Source organism: Bradyrhizobium sp. P3_C3 (assembly GCF_056402655.1).
In genome coordinates this window covers 1-17,103 of the sequence record NZ_JBFUGY010000008.1, presented here as the reverse complement: position 1 = coordinate 17,103, position 17,103 = coordinate 1, and the positions used below count along the sequence as shown (strand labels likewise).

24 protein-coding genes and 1 tRNA gene are annotated in these 17,103 nt (G+C 62.9%); 9 read left to right on the top strand and 16 right to left on the bottom strand.

The genetic code is table 11. From position 1 onward, the window contains the following. Positions 1 to 4: 4 nt before the first annotated feature. Positions 5 to 262: a hypothetical protein gene (locus AC1DW2_RS11310; protein ID WP_063983475.1), complete on the top strand. Its 258-nt coding sequence runs from the start codon at positions 5 to 7 to the stop codon at positions 260 to 262. A gap of 58 nt (positions 263 to 320) precedes the next feature. On the opposite strand, the gene AC1DW2_RS11305 is transcribed toward AC1DW2_RS11310, so the two are convergent. From AC1DW2_RS11305 to AC1DW2_RS11260, 10 genes are all read right to left on the bottom strand, one after another. Continuing rightward, a complete protein-coding gene (locus tag AC1DW2_RS11305; protein ID WP_354121666.1) occupies positions 321 to 1,406 on the bottom strand; it encodes a 3-deoxy-7-phosphoheptulonate synthase in 1,086 nt (361 codons plus the stop codon). A gap of 231 nt (positions 1,407 to 1,637) precedes the next feature. Then, entirely contained in the window at positions 1,638 to 2,216 is a 579-nt protein-coding gene (locus AC1DW2_RS11300; RefSeq protein ID WP_477006040.1) for an HdeD family acid-resistance protein, read from the bottom strand. Between the two features lie 69 nt (positions 2,217 to 2,285). Beyond that, positions 2,286 to 3,326: a PrsW family glutamic-type intramembrane protease gene (locus tag AC1DW2_RS11295; RefSeq protein WP_028151012.1), complete on the bottom strand. Its 1,041-nt coding sequence runs from the start codon at positions 3,324 to 3,326 to the stop codon at positions 2,286 to 2,288. A 578-nt stretch (positions 3,327 to 3,904) separates the two neighbouring features. Then, positions 3,905 to 4,162: a hypothetical protein gene (locus AC1DW2_RS11290; RefSeq protein ID WP_063983473.1), complete on the bottom strand. Its 258-nt coding sequence runs from the start codon at positions 4,160 to 4,162 to the stop codon at positions 3,905 to 3,907. A 138-nt stretch (positions 4,163 to 4,300) separates the two neighbouring features. Next, positions 4,301 to 5,308: an acyl-CoA desaturase gene (locus AC1DW2_RS11285; protein ID WP_071914245.1), complete on the bottom strand. Its 1,008-nt coding sequence runs from the start codon at positions 5,306 to 5,308 to the stop codon at positions 4,301 to 4,303. A 122-nt stretch (positions 5,309 to 5,430) separates the two neighbouring features. Further along, positions 5,431 to 6,057, bottom strand: a complete 627-nt coding sequence (locus tag AC1DW2_RS11280; protein ID WP_477006039.1) for a PilZ domain-containing protein — start codon at positions 6,055 to 6,057, stop codon at positions 5,431 to 5,433. 141 nt (positions 6,058 to 6,198) lie between these two features. Beyond that, positions 6,199 to 6,858: a hypothetical protein gene (locus AC1DW2_RS11275; RefSeq protein ID WP_477006038.1), complete on the bottom strand. Its 660-nt coding sequence runs from the start codon at positions 6,856 to 6,858 to the stop codon at positions 6,199 to 6,201. 1,224 nt (positions 6,859 to 8,082) lie between these two features. Continuing rightward, complete coding sequence (locus AC1DW2_RS11270; protein WP_081369264.1) at positions 8,083 to 8,313, bottom strand: photosystem reaction center subunit H; 231 nt, start codon at positions 8,311 to 8,313, stop codon at positions 8,083 to 8,085. Between the two features lie 506 nt (positions 8,314 to 8,819). After that, positions 8,820 to 8,951 carry a hypothetical protein gene (locus tag AC1DW2_RS11265; RefSeq protein ID WP_477006037.1) on the bottom strand — a complete coding sequence of 44 codons (132 nt, stop codon included), beginning with the start codon at positions 8,949 to 8,951 and terminating at the stop codon, positions 8,820 to 8,822. 102 nt (positions 8,952 to 9,053) lie between these two features. Further along, positions 9,054 to 9,128, bottom strand: a tRNA-Glu gene (locus AC1DW2_RS11260). A gap of 225 nt (positions 9,129 to 9,353) precedes the next feature. Between AC1DW2_RS11260 and AC1DW2_RS11255 the strand changes: the two genes are divergently transcribed. Genes AC1DW2_RS11255 through AC1DW2_RS11245 form a run of 3 tightly spaced genes read left to right on the top strand, consistent with a single transcriptional unit; the run spans position 9,354 to position 10,084 of the window. Beyond that, a complete protein-coding gene (locus tag AC1DW2_RS11255) occupies positions 9,354 to 9,608 on the top strand; it encodes a PilZ domain-containing protein (RefSeq protein WP_071914215.1) in 255 nt (84 codons plus the stop codon). A gap of 56 nt (positions 9,609 to 9,664) precedes the next feature. Beyond that, positions 9,665 to 9,910: a hypothetical protein gene (locus AC1DW2_RS11250; RefSeq protein ID WP_477006036.1), complete on the top strand. Its 246-nt coding sequence runs from the start codon at positions 9,665 to 9,667 to the stop codon at positions 9,908 to 9,910. Positions 9,911 to 9,916: 6 nt separating this feature from the next. Further along, entirely contained in the window at positions 9,917 to 10,084 is a 168-nt protein-coding gene (locus AC1DW2_RS11245; RefSeq protein WP_014495480.1) for a hypothetical protein, read from the top strand. 132 nt (positions 10,085 to 10,216) lie between these two features. On the opposite strand, the gene AC1DW2_RS11240 is transcribed toward AC1DW2_RS11245, so the two are convergent. Together AC1DW2_RS11240 and AC1DW2_RS11235 are read right to left on the bottom strand one after the other, a co-directional pair. Beyond that, positions 10,217 to 10,855, bottom strand: a complete 639-nt coding sequence (locus AC1DW2_RS11240) for a glutathione S-transferase family protein (RefSeq protein ID WP_439036492.1) — start codon at positions 10,853 to 10,855, stop codon at positions 10,217 to 10,219. Positions 10,856 to 11,196: 341 nt separating this feature from the next. Then, a complete protein-coding gene (locus AC1DW2_RS11235) occupies positions 11,197 to 11,649 on the bottom strand; it encodes a VOC family protein (RefSeq protein ID WP_477006035.1) in 453 nt (150 codons plus the stop codon). Positions 11,650 to 11,951: 302 nt separating this feature from the next. On the opposite strand from AC1DW2_RS11235, the gene AC1DW2_RS11230 reads away from it, so the two are divergent. Both AC1DW2_RS11230 and AC1DW2_RS11225 read left to right on the top strand, forming a co-directional pair. Further along, positions 11,952 to 12,158, top strand: coding sequence for a hypothetical protein (locus AC1DW2_RS11230; RefSeq protein WP_028151003.1), 207 nt, complete (start codon positions 11,952 to 11,954; stop codon positions 12,156 to 12,158). Positions 12,159 to 12,163: 5 nt separating this feature from the next. Next, entirely contained in the window at positions 12,164 to 12,877 is a 714-nt protein-coding gene (locus AC1DW2_RS11225; RefSeq protein WP_477006034.1) for a hypothetical protein, read from the top strand. Between the two features lie 368 nt (positions 12,878 to 13,245). Here the strand turns inward: AC1DW2_RS11225 and AC1DW2_RS11220 are convergent, their stop codons facing one another. After that, positions 13,246 to 13,431, bottom strand: coding sequence for a hypothetical protein (locus AC1DW2_RS11220; protein WP_028151001.1), 186 nt, complete (start codon positions 13,429 to 13,431; stop codon positions 13,246 to 13,248). Positions 13,432 to 14,245: 814 nt separating this feature from the next. Between AC1DW2_RS11220 and AC1DW2_RS11215 the strand changes: the two genes are divergently transcribed. The 3 genes from AC1DW2_RS11215 to AC1DW2_RS11205 all read left to right on the top strand — a co-directional run bounded on the left by AC1DW2_RS11215 (position 14,246) and on the right by AC1DW2_RS11205 (position 15,557). Then, positions 14,246 to 14,980, top strand: coding sequence for a hypothetical protein (locus tag AC1DW2_RS11215; protein ID WP_208086666.1), 735 nt, complete (start codon positions 14,246 to 14,248; stop codon positions 14,978 to 14,980). A 98-nt stretch (positions 14,981 to 15,078) separates the two neighbouring features. Further along, positions 15,079 to 15,279, top strand: coding sequence for a hypothetical protein (locus tag AC1DW2_RS11210; RefSeq protein ID WP_477006033.1), 201 nt, complete (start codon positions 15,079 to 15,081; stop codon positions 15,277 to 15,279). Next, complete coding sequence (locus AC1DW2_RS11205) at positions 15,279 to 15,557, top strand: hypothetical protein (protein ID WP_477006032.1); 279 nt, start codon at positions 15,279 to 15,281, stop codon at positions 15,555 to 15,557. Before AC1DW2_RS11210 ends, AC1DW2_RS11205 begins: the two co-directional genes overlap by 1 nt. A gap of 468 nt (positions 15,558 to 16,025) precedes the next feature. Here the strand turns inward: AC1DW2_RS11205 and AC1DW2_RS11200 are convergent, their stop codons facing one another. The 3 genes from AC1DW2_RS11200 to AC1DW2_RS11190 all read right to left on the bottom strand — a co-directional run. Beyond that, positions 16,026 to 16,151 (bottom strand): hypothetical protein, encoded by a 126-nt coding sequence (locus AC1DW2_RS11200; RefSeq protein ID WP_477006031.1) that lies wholly within the window; start codon positions 16,149 to 16,151, stop codon positions 16,026 to 16,028. Positions 16,152 to 16,293: 142 nt separating this feature from the next. After that, complete coding sequence (locus AC1DW2_RS11195) at positions 16,294 to 16,596, bottom strand: hypothetical protein (RefSeq protein WP_028150997.1); 303 nt, start codon at positions 16,594 to 16,596, stop codon at positions 16,294 to 16,296. Between the two features lie 163 nt (positions 16,597 to 16,759). After that, positions 16,760 to 17,103 (bottom strand): hypothetical protein (locus tag AC1DW2_RS11190; RefSeq protein ID WP_477006030.1); only part of this gene is annotated, 344 nt, incomplete at its 5' end.

The following is a 17,103-nucleotide window of genomic DNA, read 5'->3' as shown; positions in this document are numbered from 1 at the left end:
GGACATGAAGAAGATCATGGTGGTGGCAGCGTCGCTCGTGGTCTTGCTGGGCGGCGCGGCGGTTGCACAGCCCAGCGGCTCCAAGGGTGCGACATCCGGCGGCGCCACGTCGGGATCGGTGCCGCAAGCGCCGATCGGGCATCGCCAGCCGCGCGCCGGCGATGTGCCGAACGAGAAAAATCTGAGCGATCCGAATAATCCCGTGAACAAGGAAGACGCGGCGCTCGACAAGAAGATCAAGAGCATCTGCCGCGGCTGTTAGCTTGTGGCTAGCAGCGGGCAGGGCGCGACAGCTCGCCCCGCCCGCGTTGGCTTTGGCCTTACGCCGAGCGTTCGTGCAGCCCCGCGCGCTTCGTGTTGCGCCTGATCTCTACCGCGTCAGCGAGCTGCTCGAGCGCGGTTGCCGTGGTCGCCCAGTCGATGCATCCGTCCGTGATGCTCTGGCCGTAGGTCAGCGGCTTGCCTGGCACCACGTCCTGGCGGCCGGCGACGAGATTGCTCTCGATCATCACGCCCATGATGCGGTTCTCTCCGCCCGAGATCTGGCCGGCGATGTCGGCCATGACCAGCGGCTGGTTTTCCGGCTTCTTGCTCGAATTGGCGTGGCTCGCATCCACCATCACCAGCGGCGCGACGCCGGATTTGGCCAGATCGTTGCAGGCCGCCGCGACGCTTGCCGCATCGTAGTTCGGCTGGCTGCCGCCGCGCAGGATGATGTGGCAATCCTCGTTGCCCGCGGTCGAAGCGATCGCCGAACGGCCGAGCTTGGTCACCGCCATGAAATGATGCGGATGTGAGGCCGACTTCACCGCGTCCGCCGCGATGCGCACATTGCCATCGGTGCCGTTCTTGAACCCGACCGGGCAGGACAGCCCCGAGGCCAGCTCGCGATGGATCTGGCTCTCGGTCGTGCGCGCGCCGATCGCGGCCCAGGACACGAGGTCCGCAATGTATTGCGGCGTCGTCATGTCCAGAAATTCTGCGCCGGCGGGCAGGCCGAGATTGTTTACCGCGGACAGCACGTTGCGCGCCAGCCGCAGGCCCTTGTTGATGTCGAAGCTGCCGTCCAGATCGGGATCGTTGATCAGGCCCTTCCAGCCGACGGTGGTGCGCGGCTTCTCGAAATAGACCCGCATCACGATCTCGAGCTGGTCGGCCAGCTCTTCGCGCAAGCTCGCGAGGCGCTCGGCATATTCGAGCGCGGCCTTGGGATCATGCACCGAGCAGGGGCCGACCACGACCAACAGGCGGTCGTCCTGGCCGTTGAGGATGGCATGGATGGCGTTGCGCGCCGCCATCACCACACGCGTTGCGGTGAGCGTGCGCGGGACTTCCCGCATCACCTCTTCCGGTGTGCTCAGCTCTTTCAGTTCGCGGATACGAAGATCGTCGGTCGTGCTCAGCACGGCGGGCTCCTGTTTGTTTGAACCTGCCGGCAATAAAAAAGCCGCCAGGTCTGGCGGCTTGTTCGGACGTTTGCTTCAATATTCAGATTGAGCGCGATCCTCCTGCCGCCAGCGAGCTGTCGTAGCTAAAGTACCAAAAATAGCTGGTGACGAGGGTGATCATGGCCGGTCATATAGCGCGCGATTGGCGGGTTGTCACCCCCCAATCGGCGCGAGGAGCCACGAGGCGCCTCAACTGTTGCTCTTGCGTGCAGCCAGCGCCATGCCGATCAGGGTGGCGCCGCCGAACAGCAAATTGATACCGACGAGGATGCCGATCGCCCATTCCGCCGAGCTCGGCAGCCCCGTGATCACCATGAACGCGATGGCGATGTCGACGAGGCCCGAGATCAGGAGCCAGGACCAGCGGCTGCTCAGCTCGCGGCGGTGCTCCAGCGCATACATGATGGTAGCGACGCCCTCGGCGAGGAAGTAAGCGCCGAGCACGATGGTCAGCGTCAGCACGGCCTGCATCGGCCGGGCCAGCAGGAGCATGCCGGCGAGCACGGCCAGCGCGGCCGAGATCAGCGACCACCAGAAACCCGGCGAGCTGCGCGCCCAATAGGTCACGATCAGTCCGCCGATGCCGCTGATCAGGAACATCCAGCCGAGAAAGATCGTGATCGCAAGGCTCGCGAGCGGCGGCAGGATCAGCGCGGCGACGCCGAGAACGGTAAGCAGGATGCCTTCGAACAGGAAGGCCTTCCAATGCGCCTTGACCGTTTCGCTCATGGCGGATTGCAGCCGGGAAAAATCCTCAGGCGATGTCATCGGCAGGCTCCAGATCGTAAGATGTGTGCTCAATCTAGTATGCACACACCGCGCTTGCCATCCCGGGGCTCAACCGCCGCCGTGCGCTGACGAAAAACCTTCGCCGCTGGTGCGAACGCGGTTGCGGCCGAGAATGTAGATCGCGATCGTGACGATCAGGAGCGCGAGGCCGAGCAGGATCGAGACGAAGCCGATCGGGATCAGGGCCAGCGTCAGATTGCGCTCGGGGTTGATCAGCCAGTGATGGATCGAGGTCAGCACGAAGGCGAGGCCGAGGAAGCCGACGCCGCCGCCGGCGAGCAGCAGCGCCCACATCCGGCGCAGCTGGCTGAGCCGCTCCCGCGCGATATCGGTCCTCGGCGCGTGATGGCGCGCGACCCGCCGCACCAGGCGGATGGCGAAGGCGATCGAGCTGAAGCCGATCAGCAGGCTCGCTCCGCCCAGCCACATCCGCAGCGTCGGATCGAGATCGGGCATCCGCTGCAAGGTCAGCAGCGGGAAGTCGAAGGCCGAATGCAGCGCGAGCGGACCTGCGAAGATCAGCAGGCGGCTGGACAGGCGGGCCCAGTCGCGATGGTGGCGGTTGGCGCCCAGCGCCGTGCCGGCCCGCGCGATCGTCAGGTAGGCGCCGGCGATGATGCCGAGCGCGCCGTGGAACGGCACGGTCAGCACGCTGCGCAGCGCGGCCAGCGAGCGCCACATCTCGGCGTGCTGGACGAGGTAGGCGAGGTTCTCGTAGGCGGCGAAGCCGAGGCCGACCGCGGCGCCATAGACCACGGTGTCCATCGGATTGGCGAAGGTCCGCCGCTTGGTCGAGGAGACCAGCACGATGGCGATCACCTTGACCGCTTCCTCGGGCAGCGCGACCCCGAAGACCGAATGCATGGCGAGCGCCGCCCAGGGGTTGTCGGGGGCCGCAACCATCTTGGCGAAGGGCGCGCGGGCAAGGCCCAGCAGCGAAATGCTGGCTGCGCCGAGCAGAAAGGCAGTCCAGACCTGGGCCGGCGGTCCTGGACGCTCCTCGGCGGCAATGACGAGCCACAGCATCAGCAGCGCCGGGGCGATGGCGGCAGTTCCGATGACGGTGGGCAAAGCTTCAATCAGGTACATCGGCGCCGAAAATAGGTTCCCTTGATCTGCTTATCTACGTCTCCCGATGCGACCATGTGTCATGCATTTGCTGTCGCGTCACTTAACAGGCGCGACAGCCGGCGTTCATCGGGATCGGCACCGAACGTGTAGAATACGAGCGCAATCAAGCGCATGACAGAACCAATTCGTCATCGATGGGAGCGGTCCGCGCCCGCCACCGGATCGCGATTGGCAAGTCAGATCAAGGCACTGCGCAGGTTTCTTCGATTCACGATGCACGTGCGCGAGAGGCGTGTCCAGAGGCGGCGTGGCTGCCGCCTGGACAACGCTGGGCCGGGCCAACCGGCCTAGTCACGCTTCGTTGTGCGCCCACGGGGCGGCGCAGCGACCCGGCGTGCCCGCACCTGCTCCAGCTCCCAGAAGGCGCGTACGAGGCACGTGCCAAGGCAGAAGACGATGAGCAGCAGCAGGAAGGCCTGGTCGACGGCGGGGATGTGCATCATGACGTTGATTAAGCAACGTGCATGCCATGCGTTCCCGCAGTCGCCTGCGCCGCGCGCAGCCCGCAAGGCGATTTGGGCCGGCGTTCCCGCGCTTCAATGCGTGGTGAACGGCGGTGGGGTGTCCGGCGCGATGTCGAAGGCGCCGAGATGGAATTCCTCACCGACGGCCTCGTCCGGCTCGGCGTGGTGCGCGAGCAGCGTGAAGGCGGCTTGCGGATATTGCTTCCAGATATCGAGATCGCCGGCCGTAATCGTCAGCCAGCCAAAGGTGTACATGTAGCGTCCGGGCTCGGTGACCCGGCCAACCCTGTCCCAAGTGATCTTATCAATCCTAATCTTGTTGACTGCCATTCGGTCCCCCGATCGCAAGTCTGCAAATGAGGTCCGGCACGAGGCACAGACCCTCAAAAGCTGATCCCGCAATGGGGCCGCGATAGGGCAGCGGAGCGGAGGCAAGGCGGCCGGAGGAACGGCCGCCGCCTGCCGCCTTTAGCGCGCCGTCGTGGCTGCCTGCGCTTCCGCTTCGGACGCCAGCTCGAGCTGACGGTGCGAGGCGTGGAAGACGTCGTGGACGAGGCCGATCTTCTCCATGCCCAGAATGATCAGGCCGTTGAGATCGATCTCCCACCAGGCGTGCGAGATATAGGCGTCCCGCGGGAAGCGGTGATGGTTGTTGTGCAGACCCTCGCCGAAGGTGAGGATCGTGGTCACGAACTCGTTGGTCGAGGCGTCCTCGACCTCGAAGCGGCGATAGCCGTAGGCGTGGCAGACCGAGCCGGTGAGCTGGCTGGTGAGGATCAGCAGGTAGCAGCGGAGCAGGCCGGAGAACAGGACGCAGCCGATCATGGTGTGCACGCCGCCGAAAGTGTAGCCGATTACGCCGGGAATGAAGACGCCGGACATCCCGTACCAGACCCAGCGCGTGCGGACGAAGAACATCGCGATCGGATCGGCCAGGATGTCCTTGGCATAGTATTCGTTGTCGGTGGTCGCCTGGTCGAACACCCAGCTGCCCTGGGCGTGCAAAAAGCCCTTGAGCGCGCTGACATAGCGATTGCCGAAGCCGTCGAATTGCGGGCTGTGGGGATCGCCGACGTCGTCGGCATAGAGGTGGTGGCGGCGGTGGTTGGCGACCCATTTCGCGATCGAGCCCTGCACCGCCATCTGGGCGATGGCGCAGAAGAAGACGCGCATGATCGGGCCGGTGCGGAAGCTGCGATGGACGAACAGGCGGTGCATGCCCGCGCCGATGCCGAACGTCGTCAGCGCGAACATCCAGGCGAAGGTAAACAGCTCCACCTTGCCGACGCCTTGCGTGATGGCCCAGATGATGCCCGCGACAGCGCCGACATAGAGAATACCGAGGAGGAGATAGCTTTCGCGCAACTTGGCCTGGACGAGTGGGCCTTCAGTGATGACGCCGGGCGGGAGTTGCGGCTTTGCGGCGGCGGGCGCGTTTTGGGCGGTCTCTGCCGGGGCGAACTCAGCGATGGACATTCCGGGACTTCCAATAACTCGGGGCCCGCAGTGATTGCGGACGTGCTGGGTCACACCCTACCGCGCGGGGATCAGCACCTCCAGTATTTAGTTAAAATTGAGTTAAAATCGATCGAGCCGATTCAGGCCGATTGCAGCAGGGGCGTACGGACGACCAGGCGGACGAGGTCGTCCCGCTGCTGTTTTTCGGCGAACTTGACCGCAAAGCCGTTGTCGAATTTGCGAATGACGCGCCCGACGCAGGCGCCGACCGCAAGCGGGGTTCCGATCACCGGGTCGTATTCGCAGGATATCGCGACGCCGGCCGTGGAGACGTCGATGATAAAGCAGGGATGGGTGCTGCCGTCGGCGAGCGTCAGAAAGCTGTGCGAGACTTGGGGAACGAAGCGCGCGTCATTGCGCAGTTCCAGAATGCTGGCGTCCTTCTGCTTCTTCTCCAGCCAGGTCAGCTTTTCCGACATCCAGGCGCGCCGCTCCCGCGTCATATCGAGTTCCATCAGGAAGCCCGCCTTCAGTGTCGCGCTGATGGTGCACTGGAATTCGCCAAAGTCCTGAAAATAGGAGGTCAGGCGCTCGCCGACCTTTCCGACAACAGGCACGTCGACGATCATGCGGAACGGGGAGACACGCTTGGTGCGGCAGGCGAAGGTGCGCAGCTGGCCCTCACAATCGTACCAGCGCGGCAGCGAGTAGCTGCCGCTCACGCTGACTTCCACTGCACGCTGCCGGAGGAACTCTGAGACGGACATGAACGCCAATCGTGTTTCGGATTGTTTCCGTAGATTCACGGTAGGGCGCAACGTCTAAGCAAACGATACGCCGATCAAATAGCAGGGGTAAATTTCCGGTAAACGGCCCGGCCGTCTCACGACATCGTCATTGCATGCCGCTCAGAGAGATCCGAGCAGCACCAGCAAGGCGAGCAGGCCAAGGGCCATGAGGAGCTTGATCGCCGTCGCGGTCAGGCTGTCCGGTCTGATCTGGAATCCGAACCACGGCAATACGTGCCGCATCGCCAGCCCCGCAGACGCTTCGACGGTCGCGAACACGACGGCGATGCCGGCAATGGCGGACCAGGATGTGTCCGGCGGCATCCATGCCGCAAGCCAGGCCGGGACGGAGCCTTGCAAGGATGCGAGCAGCGCGAACCATCCGAACAGGGATGCGAAGCCCTTGACGATGTCGGGACCGACCGTATCCGGCTCGAACCGGATGCCGACCACTCTGAGCGCGTGCTCGATGCGCTCGCCGTCGGTGAGGAAGAGATAGGCGCCGAGGTAGAGCGGAATGCGCGACTGGAAGAGCAGGGCGATGACACCGAACAGGACCGTGTAGCCGAAGGCATCGCCGAGAATGTCCACGCCGCTCGTGTGCGACGGCGTCGGCACCGTCGCGGCCTGGGGCTGCGGAAGCGATCGGGCGCGTGCCATGTGCTCCAGCATTCTGGCGCGCCGCTCCGGCGCGTAGGGCGCGGTACGGTGCATCCAGGACGGCGGTGCCGGCGAGGCGGCGCCGGTCTGGCGGTCCGAGGGGGATTTGCGCTGCGCCATGGGCCTGTACCGGTTCCAACGGGACATTGGTCGTCGGTCAGGGGCGGGGAGGTTCATGGAGGGGCGGCGGATTTCGCCGCATCACCCGACCCGATGGCCCGGATGATGGCGCTCCCTGGCGGAATCGAACCGCTCTCTCCACCGTGAAAGAGATGGGATGATGTCCATGGTCGTTTATCCCCGTCTAAAAATGCGTGCTGCTTCGGCTTCCTCGTCGAGCTTACGCATCCGCTCCTGGTGGTAGGCCCTGGCGGCCGCTCGGTTCTCTGCCTTGGTCATTGCGCCATCGAAGCCTGGCGCCGCGAGAGTCAAATTATCAATCCCTTGGGCCGCGGAACGAACGCGGGCTACTGCGCATCGTGGGTGTGGAAAAGCAAAGGCCTCGCCGGTTCACGCTGGCGGGCCCCAGCCTTGTTGCATGCGCTAATCATTCGTGAATTGCCCAGCCCTGACGCCGTAGAAATACTGATCCAGCTATGATGGCGGTGGCGTTGATTACCGGCTGTGTCAGCGTTTTGGCTCTAGGCGCCACATTCGCGGTGGTCATCAATTTCGATGCTAGAGCGGATCGCAGGCGCCAGCAGTAAGGCCGCGCCGGAAGTTGATTACCTGATGAACAGGATCACTCAAACGTTGGGCCGGACGGGGATGTCCCTTGTTGTCGTCTCTCTCGTCTCTGCCTGCTCCAGCTCAGAACATGCCGCTCCGAAGTCAGTTGCTCGATCTGGCGCGCCGTGGGCCCGAGACCTCAATGAGCCGCCCCCAAATCGAGAGCCCGCGAGTGCCGCAACTGCACAGACAAAGGCAGGCCTGAACGCTGCGCGCCAGAAGGCGGTTACCGGGCGGTAGGGGGGCTTTCGCGCTGAGTCGTCCGCAAGCTTACCTGTGCTGGCAGAACTTCACGAGCGGCGGGGCTTTGGTCCCGCGCCTAGATCAGCGGAAAATGGTTGTTCCTATATTGAAGGGCTGACGGATCCGCAGGGCTCATGGGTTAGGAGCACGTGCCCGTGCCAACATTCATGGTGCGTTTGGGCGAAGCCAATCAAGGCCAGGATAATCAAAGCCACTGCGACGCATCCGGCTACAACGTTCTGCATCATGGCTGCCACTCCAGGTAAACTGTGACTGGCTTACTCGGCCAGGCACCGGCGAGCAGGCCTTCGAAGTCCGCGCTGGGCGCCCGGTCACCGAGTGATCACCGCGGACGGTGACCGGGCGGACAAGCTATCTGGCGAAACCGGAGTCTAGAAGCTTCAGAGTCGAAATCGGCCACTTGCCGTCGTGGCCACCGATCGAGATCCGGAGCCCGTGCACCTCGTCAAGGAAGACGTGATCAACCGTCCCCGCCTTACCGTCGGTCAGGATAACACCCCTGCCGATTAGCTCCGTCTCAGCAGCATGAAGTTCTCGAAGGATGTTCGTCGCTCGTTTGGTCCAGTCATCGGACATGGTCATGCCCTACGCGGCTGGCGGACTAGTGAAGATCAGTCAGAGCGGCAGATGCATTGAGGCCATCGCCGCTTCGTGCGAGTCAGTGCCGCCAACCGTCCTTGTCGAGCTCGACCCTGAAACCTTCCGGCAGCCGCGGCGTCTCGCCTTCGGTCACGACTTGCAGCGCGGGTTACTTCGGTGGGCGCAAATCGCCTTGAAGCCAGCGGCCATTGGAATGCATGGGATCTTCATGCGTTGCGAATGTCGTAAATGCGTGATTGCAGACAGCGCAGCGAAACATGTGCAAGTCCACGCTTTGGCTTTTTGGCTCGATGCTGACGAGCATCATCTGGGCCTTGCACCTCGGACAGGCTGGGCGCGCAAATGGAGCCGGCGGAATGGGCCGCGCCAATCTGGCGGCCCACCGTTGTTCGAACTTTCTTTCGAGGTCCGCAGGGATCGTGCTCATGATCCGAACTCCGGGGTTCGCGATCCTGCCCCGGTGCTAACGCCTCAACGCTCACCGCGCCCTAAAGGTCCCAAACACCAGAGGGAACCATCGCGTCCGCAGCGGCGCGGTAGTCGGCCGCCAGCGCGTTCGGTCCGTCGCGCGCGAGAACGAGATCGTCATCGTCCGCCCAATCCGAGCAAAGGCGCTCCATTTCGCGCAGCTCCGCGACCCGGCGCTGTGTACGAGTCCACACGCGTATATTGGCCATGTGTTGGACAAGGCGGTAGGGCAGGGCAGTAAGTGATTGATTTGTTGGCGCTCCCTAGCGGAATCGAACCGCTCTCTCCACCGTGAAAGGGTGGCGTCCTAACCGATAGACGAAGGGAGCAAACACAAGGCCCCGCCGCTTTTCACGGCATGGCCGCCGGCCATCCGAGTCGAGCCCGGCGGCTGCAGCGGGCGAACGTATAGTGGCCTTTGGCGCCGTGGGCAAGCCGTTCGGGAACGGTCTTTTGGCACCGGTGGATAGCCTCCACCCCCGTTACATTCGGGGGCGATTTCAACGGTTTCTTAGGGGGCCCTGAGCTAGCGCTGGAACCGGAGAAATTTGTCCATGCCCCAGCCCAAGAAGCGCGCAGCCCGCAAATCGCTGTCGCGGCACGCCTGGATCACGCTCGATGGCGGATTCGCGGCGCGGCATTGCCTGGTCCAGGACATCTCCGATACCGGCGCGAAGATCATGCTGGACGAGGACGCAAGCCAGCTCCCGGGCGTGATCCGGATGGCCTTCGCTCGCGATGCCCGCACCGGGCGGAGCTGCCAGGTGATCTGGCGCCGCGGCAAATCGGCCGGCGTCAAGTTCATCTGATCCCGGCCGAGGCGACCCGGATGGCGCGTGGCGCCGGTCCGGGCTAGAACGGCTGCATGCGCGCGCCGCTCCTCATCCTCCTCCCGTTGCTGGCCACCTCCGCAGCCGCGGCCGAGGACCTGCGCCTTCCGCCTGCCGAGCGGCCACAGGCCGGCAAGGCTCTGCCGCTGAAGGGCGCGGGCGGCACAGTGAAGGCCGGCTCCTGCGCCGCCTATGGCCCGCGCTTCGTCATGGTCGAGAGCACCGGCACCTGCGTGAAGATCGGCGGCTCGGTCAGCGTCGAGACCACGGTCAGGCGCTGAAGCCGGATGCCGCCCGATCTCATGCGGCCCGACATCATCGTCCCCTTCGTGATGTATTGCGCGCTGCTGTTGTGGGTCGGCCGCGGCCTGAGCTGGACGGCCAAGCTCGCCACCGCCGCCGTGACGCTGGTGCTGATCATCTGCGTGCTGCTGGTCGAGCGCGGCTGGCGCTAGGCACCACCCGAAACAAAAAACGCGAAAACAACCCCATGCACAGTAGCCGTCAACTCCCGGCGCGACGCCCGAGAGGTGCGCCATGACGGCGATTCATCGCGCGCTCAGCACAGCTTGGGCCGCGCCGCCGGCTCACGACATCGGCGGTGCGACAAACTGTGCAAATCCGGGCCGTTTGCCGAGCTCGGCGAGCCAGCGGGTCAAATGCGGTTGCGCCGGGCGGGTGATGCCCTCGACGCCGAGCCAGCGCCGCGCATAGGCGCCGATCGCGATGTCGGCCAGCGTGAACTGGTCGCCGTCCATAAAGCGGCGCGACGAGAGCAGGCGGTCGGCGATGGCCCAGACCTCGGCGGCGGCGTCGGCATCCCGCTGCACCTGGATCATGTCGCGCTCGGCGGGGGCCGTGCGCACGATGCCCCAGAACACCGGCCGGTCGACCGGCTGCACCATCGACAGCGTCCAGTCGAGCCAGCGGTCGACGCTGGTGCGCAGCTTCGCGGCCTCGGGATAGAGCGGCGTGCCGCGGCCATGCGCGAGGCAGAGATAGCGCATGATGGAGTTTGACTCCCACAGCACGAAGTCGCCCTCGACCAGCGTCGGGATCCGCGCATTGGGATTCATCGCGAGATAGTCGGGCTCTCGGGTCTTGCCAAAGCTCATGCCGGCGTCGATGCGCTCATAGGGCAGGTCGAGCTCGGCGAGGCACCACAGCACCTTCTGCACGTTGACCGAGTTGGCGCGGCCCCAGATCGTCCGCTTGGTGTCCGGCATGAAGTCCTCCCGCATTTCGCTTTGGCGCGCGTGATAGCGGAATTCCCTGGCGGGAGCGACGGCGATTGCGGCGCGCCCCTCATGCAAAAAGCTCCGCCGTCGGCGGAGCTTTCATTGCAAGCCAAACTCGGCAAGTTGAACTTGGTAAATCGAACTTGGCAAATCGAACCTGGCAGATCGAGCCCGATGATCAGTGGCCGAAGAACAGCCACAACAGAATGATCACCGGGATCGGCACGCCAAGCATCCACAGCAACAGTCCTCGTCCCATTGCGTCCTCCTCCAATCGTTATGTCGGAGGGACAACACCGGTCGCGAGGGCTGGTTCCTGCGTCGCGGCCCTACCAGTGGCCGGTATTCGGCATCGACGACCAGGGCTCGGCCGGCGCCTTCGGCTCGCCCTTCTGCAGCAGCTCGATCGAGTGCAGATCCGGCGAACGGACGAAGGCCATGTTGCCGTCGCGCGGCGGACGGTTGATGGTGACGCCGGCCTTCATCAGCTGCGCGCAGGTTGCGTAGATGTCGTCGACCTCATAGGCGAGATGGCCGAAGAAGCGATCCTCGCCATATTTCTCCTCGTCCCAATTGTAAGTGAGCTCGACCAGCGGCGCGCCGCGGCTCGAGGGCTGCTTCTTCAGCGCCTCGAGATCGTCCGCCGAGCACAGGAAGACGAGCGTGAAGCGCCCCTTGTCGTTCTCGATCCGCCGCACCTCCTTCAGTCCCAGCGCATCCTGGTAAAACTTCAGCGCGACATCGAGATTGCGCACGCGCAGCATGGTGTGGAGATAACGCATGGTTGTTGCTCCCTGATACGGAGGTGTTTTGGTTTGGGCCGGGACGGCGGGGACAGGAGATAGCAGGAAAGTGGGAGGAGGGGCAGGGGGCGCAGGCACATGTGCGTGAGGGAGAGACGGTGGGTGCGGTCAGCCAACTCAGCATGGACGGACAAGCCGTAGCGTCAGCCGGGACACGCAGATGAGTTCAATGCGCTGTCAGCGGAATTCAGCGCTTCTCGTCAATGAGCAAGCCCGGTCCTGCCGATGAACCATCCTCAATGTCACGGTCACTAATGCCCATATCTGGAAGGTATTTCGCCGTGAAATGGTTCAAGCGATATGCAATTGGCTGCCTGATCTGGTTGATCCTCGGCGGCATCAACGATGGCTACAGACGGCCCGGCGAAGACATGCGTTGGGGCGCTATCGTCATGGTGGCGGGTTTTTGGCCAATCGTGACCGCCGTCATCGTTGGCAGCTCTGTTGGCGAGGTTGCGCACAAGATCAATGAAGGGAAGCTGGGGTGACTGACGTGTCCAACACCCAGAAACTGATGCCCGCACTCTCGACGCCTAGGCGCGACCTGCTGAGGCGAGAAATATATAGGCAATTCGGAGTTGATGGTCGAAAGACGCTCTTCTTGCTCCTTCTCCTTTTCGCGATCCCCGCGGACGACTGCTCCGCGCAGACACCGCCGCCCCCAGTCGACGAACATGCGTTCGAGCGCGTGCCGCCGACAGTCGTGAAGAGATTGGCGACCCGCTTTTCGCTAGGCGCATTCGCCGGCCGCTTCGAAGAGACGCGGCTCGGCGCGGTTCGCGAAGCCGTGGGCGAAGGGACCATCCGACACCAAGGCGACGCTGGAGATAGCATCTATTGGCTGTGTTATCGGCGCGCGCAGCATCGATTATGGGTGGTGTCCAGCGGAGAGATGGGCGGCCCGGACCATCTCGTCACGGAGATCGTTGAAGAGCTCACCGAGAAAGACGCCGGGGCCTCGGCCGATTGCGCCATCATCCCGGAAAAGTTCTCGCCCGTCGTCCTCGACAGCAAGCTGCATTTAGGTATGTCGCGTCAGGAGGTCATCACGGCGTTGGGACCGCCGTCGAAGTCGGAAGCTGCTCAGATCGTGTATTCTCACGAGGGAAAGCTCGCAGACGGTTTCGATGAGACCGCTTGGCTCATTCTCGGATTTGGTGAGGACAAGCTCGTGTCCATGCGCGGCGGCAAGACCACGACGAATTGAAGTGGCTGCGAGCAGCGTTCGCGCTTCGCGACGGACGCGAACGAGTCACGCTCGCTGCCGCACCAGCCCCATCACATACCCCAGCTTCTCCACCACCTTCGGCGAAAGCAAGCCAATGGCACTTGCGCCACGCGCGTCGACCGGGCCCCAGGGGATCTGGTCCGGCAATATGACGATCTCCCCTTGATTGGCGCCGGTTGAAGTTGCACCTTTTGGTTGCGGTGGGCGCGAGAGGGTCCTATTGCCGACGCAAGGCGTGGGCCGCGCATGCGTGACCTTCTGTCCGCGCGAGGACATGACACGACGCGGCTGCAACATCAAAAAGGGGGATCGCGGTGTGCGCGCGACAGCTACGTCACTTGGCTAGCTCACTTGGCGTAACCCTGGGAACGGAGCCATGCGATCTTGCGATCGCCGTTGATCCAGTCGTCGGCATCTGCCTTGCTGGCGAATCCGGTGATTTCGCGCTGTTCGTGGTCGGGGTAGTCCGCCAGTATCTTCCAGTCGCTGTCTGAGAGGCGGACGGTTTTGAAGGTCACTTTTGCTTTAGCCATGCTGCACTATGCAGGGAATTCTCTTAAATGAGAACCCGCCTTGCGGCGGGCTTTTCGTCAATCCGCATCGGCATCACTCACGGTGAAAAACCAATCCGCCCCCGATCGGCCCGTTCCTCGGCGATGATGGCTGTTTATGAGTGTCGAGCAGTGACCTTGCCAGCAACCTATCGAACCGGCACCCGCAATGGCCAACCCTTGGCAGTTGAACCCCGCCAGAGGGCAGCCAAGGACGCTCGGCGACGACCGCTTTCTGGCCGGTATCGAACGCTAGACCGGGCGCGTCCTCAAGCCAGCCAAGCGCGGACCCAAGCCATCTGCGCCAGACGGCGAATGAGGCCATTGCACTGTCACCGTAATTTCGGCACGGCCGAATATCGTCACTCGCCATACCGTGCTGGCGCCGGTACCGGGAAGCATGGTGAGCCCACGGTGCCCATGAGGGTGCCGCTGTCGCTGGTGGAAGAGGTCGAGAATCTGGTGCGAATCCGGGGCCGCAAACTACCGGTGTACGGGGTGGACCGGAGAGCTGGTCGGTGGATAACTCAGACGGGGTGACTGACGAGACCAAGCAAAATCAATGGACTAGTACTGTCGGTTGCAAATAATTCTTGCGGACCCCTTGCACGAGTCCCGAAAAGCCGGGCACATAAATCATCCCCCTGAAAGACATGATTCGCCTCTCAATGGAGAACTGCGTCATGTCGAAACATCATCTGGAATTTAAGGGCTGGGGATTCAGCATCAGCGCGACCGGGCTCGGTATTATCGCCGCCGTCGCGATCATCGCCTTGGTGGTGTGGGTGCCTCGTCCATGGTGAAACACACCCACTGCTATCTCTGCGGCAAGCCCTTAGAGAGGCCAACCTCGGCTGACCATGTACCTCCTCAGTTGTTCTTCCCGAAAGAACTGAGGCGCAAGTACAACATCGACAAGCTGCTCACGATACCGGTACATCCTGGCTGCAATCTCTCGTACCAGTTGGACGAGGAGTATTTCGTGCACACGCTGTTGCCGATGACGAAAGGAAGCATAGCGGGTGATGCTCACCACTTCCGCGTCCGCGAGAAGATGCGGGCTGGGAAAAACGTCGCCTTGGTCAACAAGGTGATGGACGAGTTCAAGCACGTCGTGAAGGGGGTACACCTACCCGCGAACCGTGTGGCAAAGATGATCGACCACAACCGGTTCTTCCGGGTGCTCTGGAAGATCATCCGCGGGCTGCACTACCACCACACGGGTGAGATACTGCCTCCTGAATGGGGAATGCGGTACTGGATCACGGCGCCCTATGAGCCCCCAGAGGAGTTCTTCAAGCTCTATACCGAGAGTGGGCGGGAAGTGATCCACGGCGAGTACCCGCTCATCTTTGCCTATTTCTTCGACCGCTTCACCCCTGACGGCTGGAATTTTCAGTATTGGGGCTTCCACCTGTGGGACAGCATCATCGTAACGGCGATGTTTCATGACCCCACCTGCGGGTGCGAGGTTTGCCAGTTCGTCGGCCCGGTGTTTCCGGAGCCGATGCCGGGAACGATCCGGGCTTGACTGTGACGTTCTACTTTCAGGTTTGGTCATGACTGTCACCGTAATCCCGTAGTTCGTAGCCCAATTGAACCCCGCCAGAGGTGAAGCGACAAAACGCCATGGCCGCTTTCTTTGCAGAACTCCTGTTTGATCTCGTCAGAATCCTCGTCGGTGACTGGCTGAGACGGGCTGCGGTGGCGGTTTGTGCGTGGCTCGATACGAGGATTCACGGCCGCGCTGCACGCCTTGTCGTGGGCGGCCTTCTCGGGCTCGCCGCCTATTTCCTCGTTCCGATTTTCGCCGGGTTGCTGGGGTTTTGATGCTCTCCGTGAAAGCAAACCTCATCATCGCATTGGCCCTCGGGGCGCTCATCTCCTCGGTGCTCCTCGCCATCGAGCCGCTGACCGACTTCGCTTTTCTTTCGCTGGAGTGGCCCGGCATCAGCGCAGCGTATTTGTTCTGGGGAGCGGTCGGAGGCTCCAGCTTCGCAGGGATTGCCATTTCCTGGCTCGTGAATGCACTCACCTACGCTCTCGGTGCTTTCGCCATTCTCATCGTTCTCAGCGCTCTGAGGCTGCTGGCCAGGCCGAAGAGTTGAGGCGCGCGGCGACCTCCTGGAGCTTATGAAAGCTGATCCGGACAAAGGCGGCAGCTGAGATCCACGCCATGATGAGGGCGGCATGACGCGCTGGCTTCAAAGGCTCGGAAAGATTGCGAGGGTTGCGGCGATTTGCGGGACCGTCGCGTGGCTTGTGCTCTTGACGAGCTCTCCCCAAGTGCCYGATGCCGCGCATCCTGAGCGTTACAGCCACCGGCACGATGTCCGGTACGTGAGCCAGGAGATGGGATCAACCCTGCGAATTCTGCTCGGCTCGACGTTTGCTCTGGTCCTGGTGGCGTTTGGATGTCACTTCGCGACCAGGGACATGCGAGATGGGACGTAGCCGCAGCGTGTTCGTCGCTGTTGGACCATGCTTCGCATCGCCGCGAGCGCTGCGTCCGGGGCACGAGCGCACATGAAAAACCGCCCCTGACATGGCCAGGGGCGGTTTTGAAAACAGTCGGTCTAGTGATCGGTGCCGGGCTTCGTCGTCTTCGGCGGCTTGCCGTCTTCGACGCGGCCTTCGTTCCTGAGGTCGCGACCCTCCTGAGCCTTCTTCTGGCTCTCGGGCGACTTGCCGTGCTCGTACAACTCTTCCTTGACGTAGCCGGCGGCTTCCTTGGCTTTTCCTTCACGCTCATTGCAATCTCCTCATCTGGAGATGGGTCAATGTGCGGGAGAGCCGACCGTTCCTATCCAGCGGTCATTGTGAGGATGCGCTTGCCGTGAGCCGCTACGCAGCAATCCGCCGTTCGACAGGTGCCGTCAGATATTTGAGCATCTGCGCATGCTCGAGGTCGGGAACCGCGATCGCCGTGTGGCTGTAGATCGCATGGGTCCGCGAATTGGCAATTCTGTCCAGGATCTCTTTGCCCTTGATGACGTGGAGGCCCATGCCTTCCTGCGAGGGGAAGATCGCCAGCACCACGTCGTAAGCCGCGATGACGGCCTTGAGCGCTTCGGCCTTGTCTTCGGCGATGTCAACAAACACGCGAACATCAGCTGCGAGTTCACGCAGCTCGTCAAAATTCAGCACTGTGGGTTTACTCCAACGCAACGATACTGGCGGGGAGAGTGGATGGGTTAGGTTACCGAAGTCTCAACAAGGCGTGCCGGGCCGCAGGTTTCACGACGAGGTGACGCGATGGCTGGGGATAACCGGGTTGCGGTGACGGTCCGCTCATTTCGGCGCAGCGCGCCTAGCGCTTGGCTTCGTCGTTGCGAAGCCCGTTATCCCAGGCCTCGTCCACGAGCTTCAAGGCGCTGCCGTCGTAGCTCAGCTTGAGCCCACGGCCGACGATCCACGTCCATCCCTCGCGGGCGTCCCTGGTCGGCCGGGCGTTGAACTGGTTGGAGATCGATTTGACGGCCGCGTCCTGCGGCCCCGGATTGTTCAACTCGGCATTGACGCGCCGGATGGGGTGGCTGGCGTCGACGTCGTCATTATAGACGGTGACTTTGGCGCCGTTGATTTCGCATTCGAGGATGTACGAACCCCGACCCTGTCGGCAGCGGTAGTGACGTTGCGTGACGAGCTTGTTGG

Bases quoted from the DNA above. Each gene is read 5' to 3' on its own strand.
- AC1DW2_RS11275 (WP_477006038.1), bottom strand. From the start codon at position 6,858: ATGGCGCAGCGCAAATCCCCCTCGGACCGCCAGACCGGCGCCGCCTCG.
- AC1DW2_RS11215 (WP_208086666.1), top strand. From the start codon at position 14,246: ATGGTGAAACACACCCACTGCTATCTCTGCGGCAAGCCCTTAGAGAGG.
- AC1DW2_RS11285 (WP_071914245.1), bottom strand. From the start codon at position 5,308: ATGTCCATCGCTGAGTTCGCCCCGGCAGAGACCGCCCAAAACGCGCCC.
- AC1DW2_RS11270 (WP_081369264.1), bottom strand. From the start codon at position 8,313: ATGACCATGTCCGATGACTGGACCAAACGAGCGACGAACATCCTTCGA.
- AC1DW2_RS11245 (WP_014495480.1), top strand. From the start codon at position 9,917: ATGCCGCCCGATCTCATGCGGCCCGACATCATCGTCCCCTTCGTGATG.
- AC1DW2_RS11235 (WP_477006035.1), bottom strand. From the start codon at position 11,649: ATGCGTTATCTCCACACCATGCTGCGCGTGCGCAATCTCGATGTCGCG.
- AC1DW2_RS11250 (WP_477006036.1), top strand. From the start codon at position 9,665: ATGCGCGCGCCGCTCCTCATCCTCCTCCCGTTGCTGGCCACCTCCGCA.
- AC1DW2_RS11205 (WP_477006032.1), top strand. From the start codon at position 15,279: ATGCTCTCCGTGAAAGCAAACCTCATCATCGCATTGGCCCTCGGGGCG.
- AC1DW2_RS11265 (WP_477006037.1), bottom strand. From the start codon at position 8,951: ATGGAGCGCCTTTGCTCGGATTGGGCGGACGATGACGATCTCGTTCTC.
- AC1DW2_RS11210 (WP_477006033.1), top strand. From the start codon at position 15,079: ATGGCCGCTTTCTTTGCAGAACTCCTGTTTGATCTCGTCAGAATCCTC.
- AC1DW2_RS11300 (WP_477006040.1), bottom strand. From the start codon at position 2,216: ATGACATCGCCTGAGGATTTTTCCCGGCTGCAATCCGCCATGAGCGAA.
- AC1DW2_RS11310 (WP_063983475.1), top strand. From the start codon at position 5: ATGAAGAAGATCATGGTGGTGGCAGCGTCGCTCGTGGTCTTGCTGGGC.
- AC1DW2_RS11240 (WP_439036492.1), bottom strand. From the start codon at position 10,855: ATGCCGGACACCAAGCGGACGATCTGGGGCCGCGCCAACTCGGTCAAC.
- AC1DW2_RS11295 (WP_028151012.1), bottom strand. From the start codon at position 3,326: ATGTACCTGATTGAAGCTTTGCCCACCGTCATCGGAACTGCCGCCATC.
- AC1DW2_RS11220 (WP_028151001.1), bottom strand. From the start codon at position 13,431: ATGGCTAAAGCAAAAGTGACCTTCAAAACCGTCCGCCTCTCAGACAGC.
- AC1DW2_RS11280 (WP_477006039.1), bottom strand. From the start codon at position 6,057: ATGTCCGTCTCAGAGTTCCTCCGGCAGCGTGCAGTGGAAGTCAGCGTG.
- AC1DW2_RS11290 (WP_063983473.1), bottom strand. From the start codon at position 4,162: ATGGCAGTCAACAAGATTAGGATTGATAAGATCACTTGGGACAGGGTT.
- AC1DW2_RS11255 (WP_071914215.1), top strand. From the start codon at position 9,354: ATGCCCCAGCCCAAGAAGCGCGCAGCCCGCAAATCGCTGTCGCGGCAC.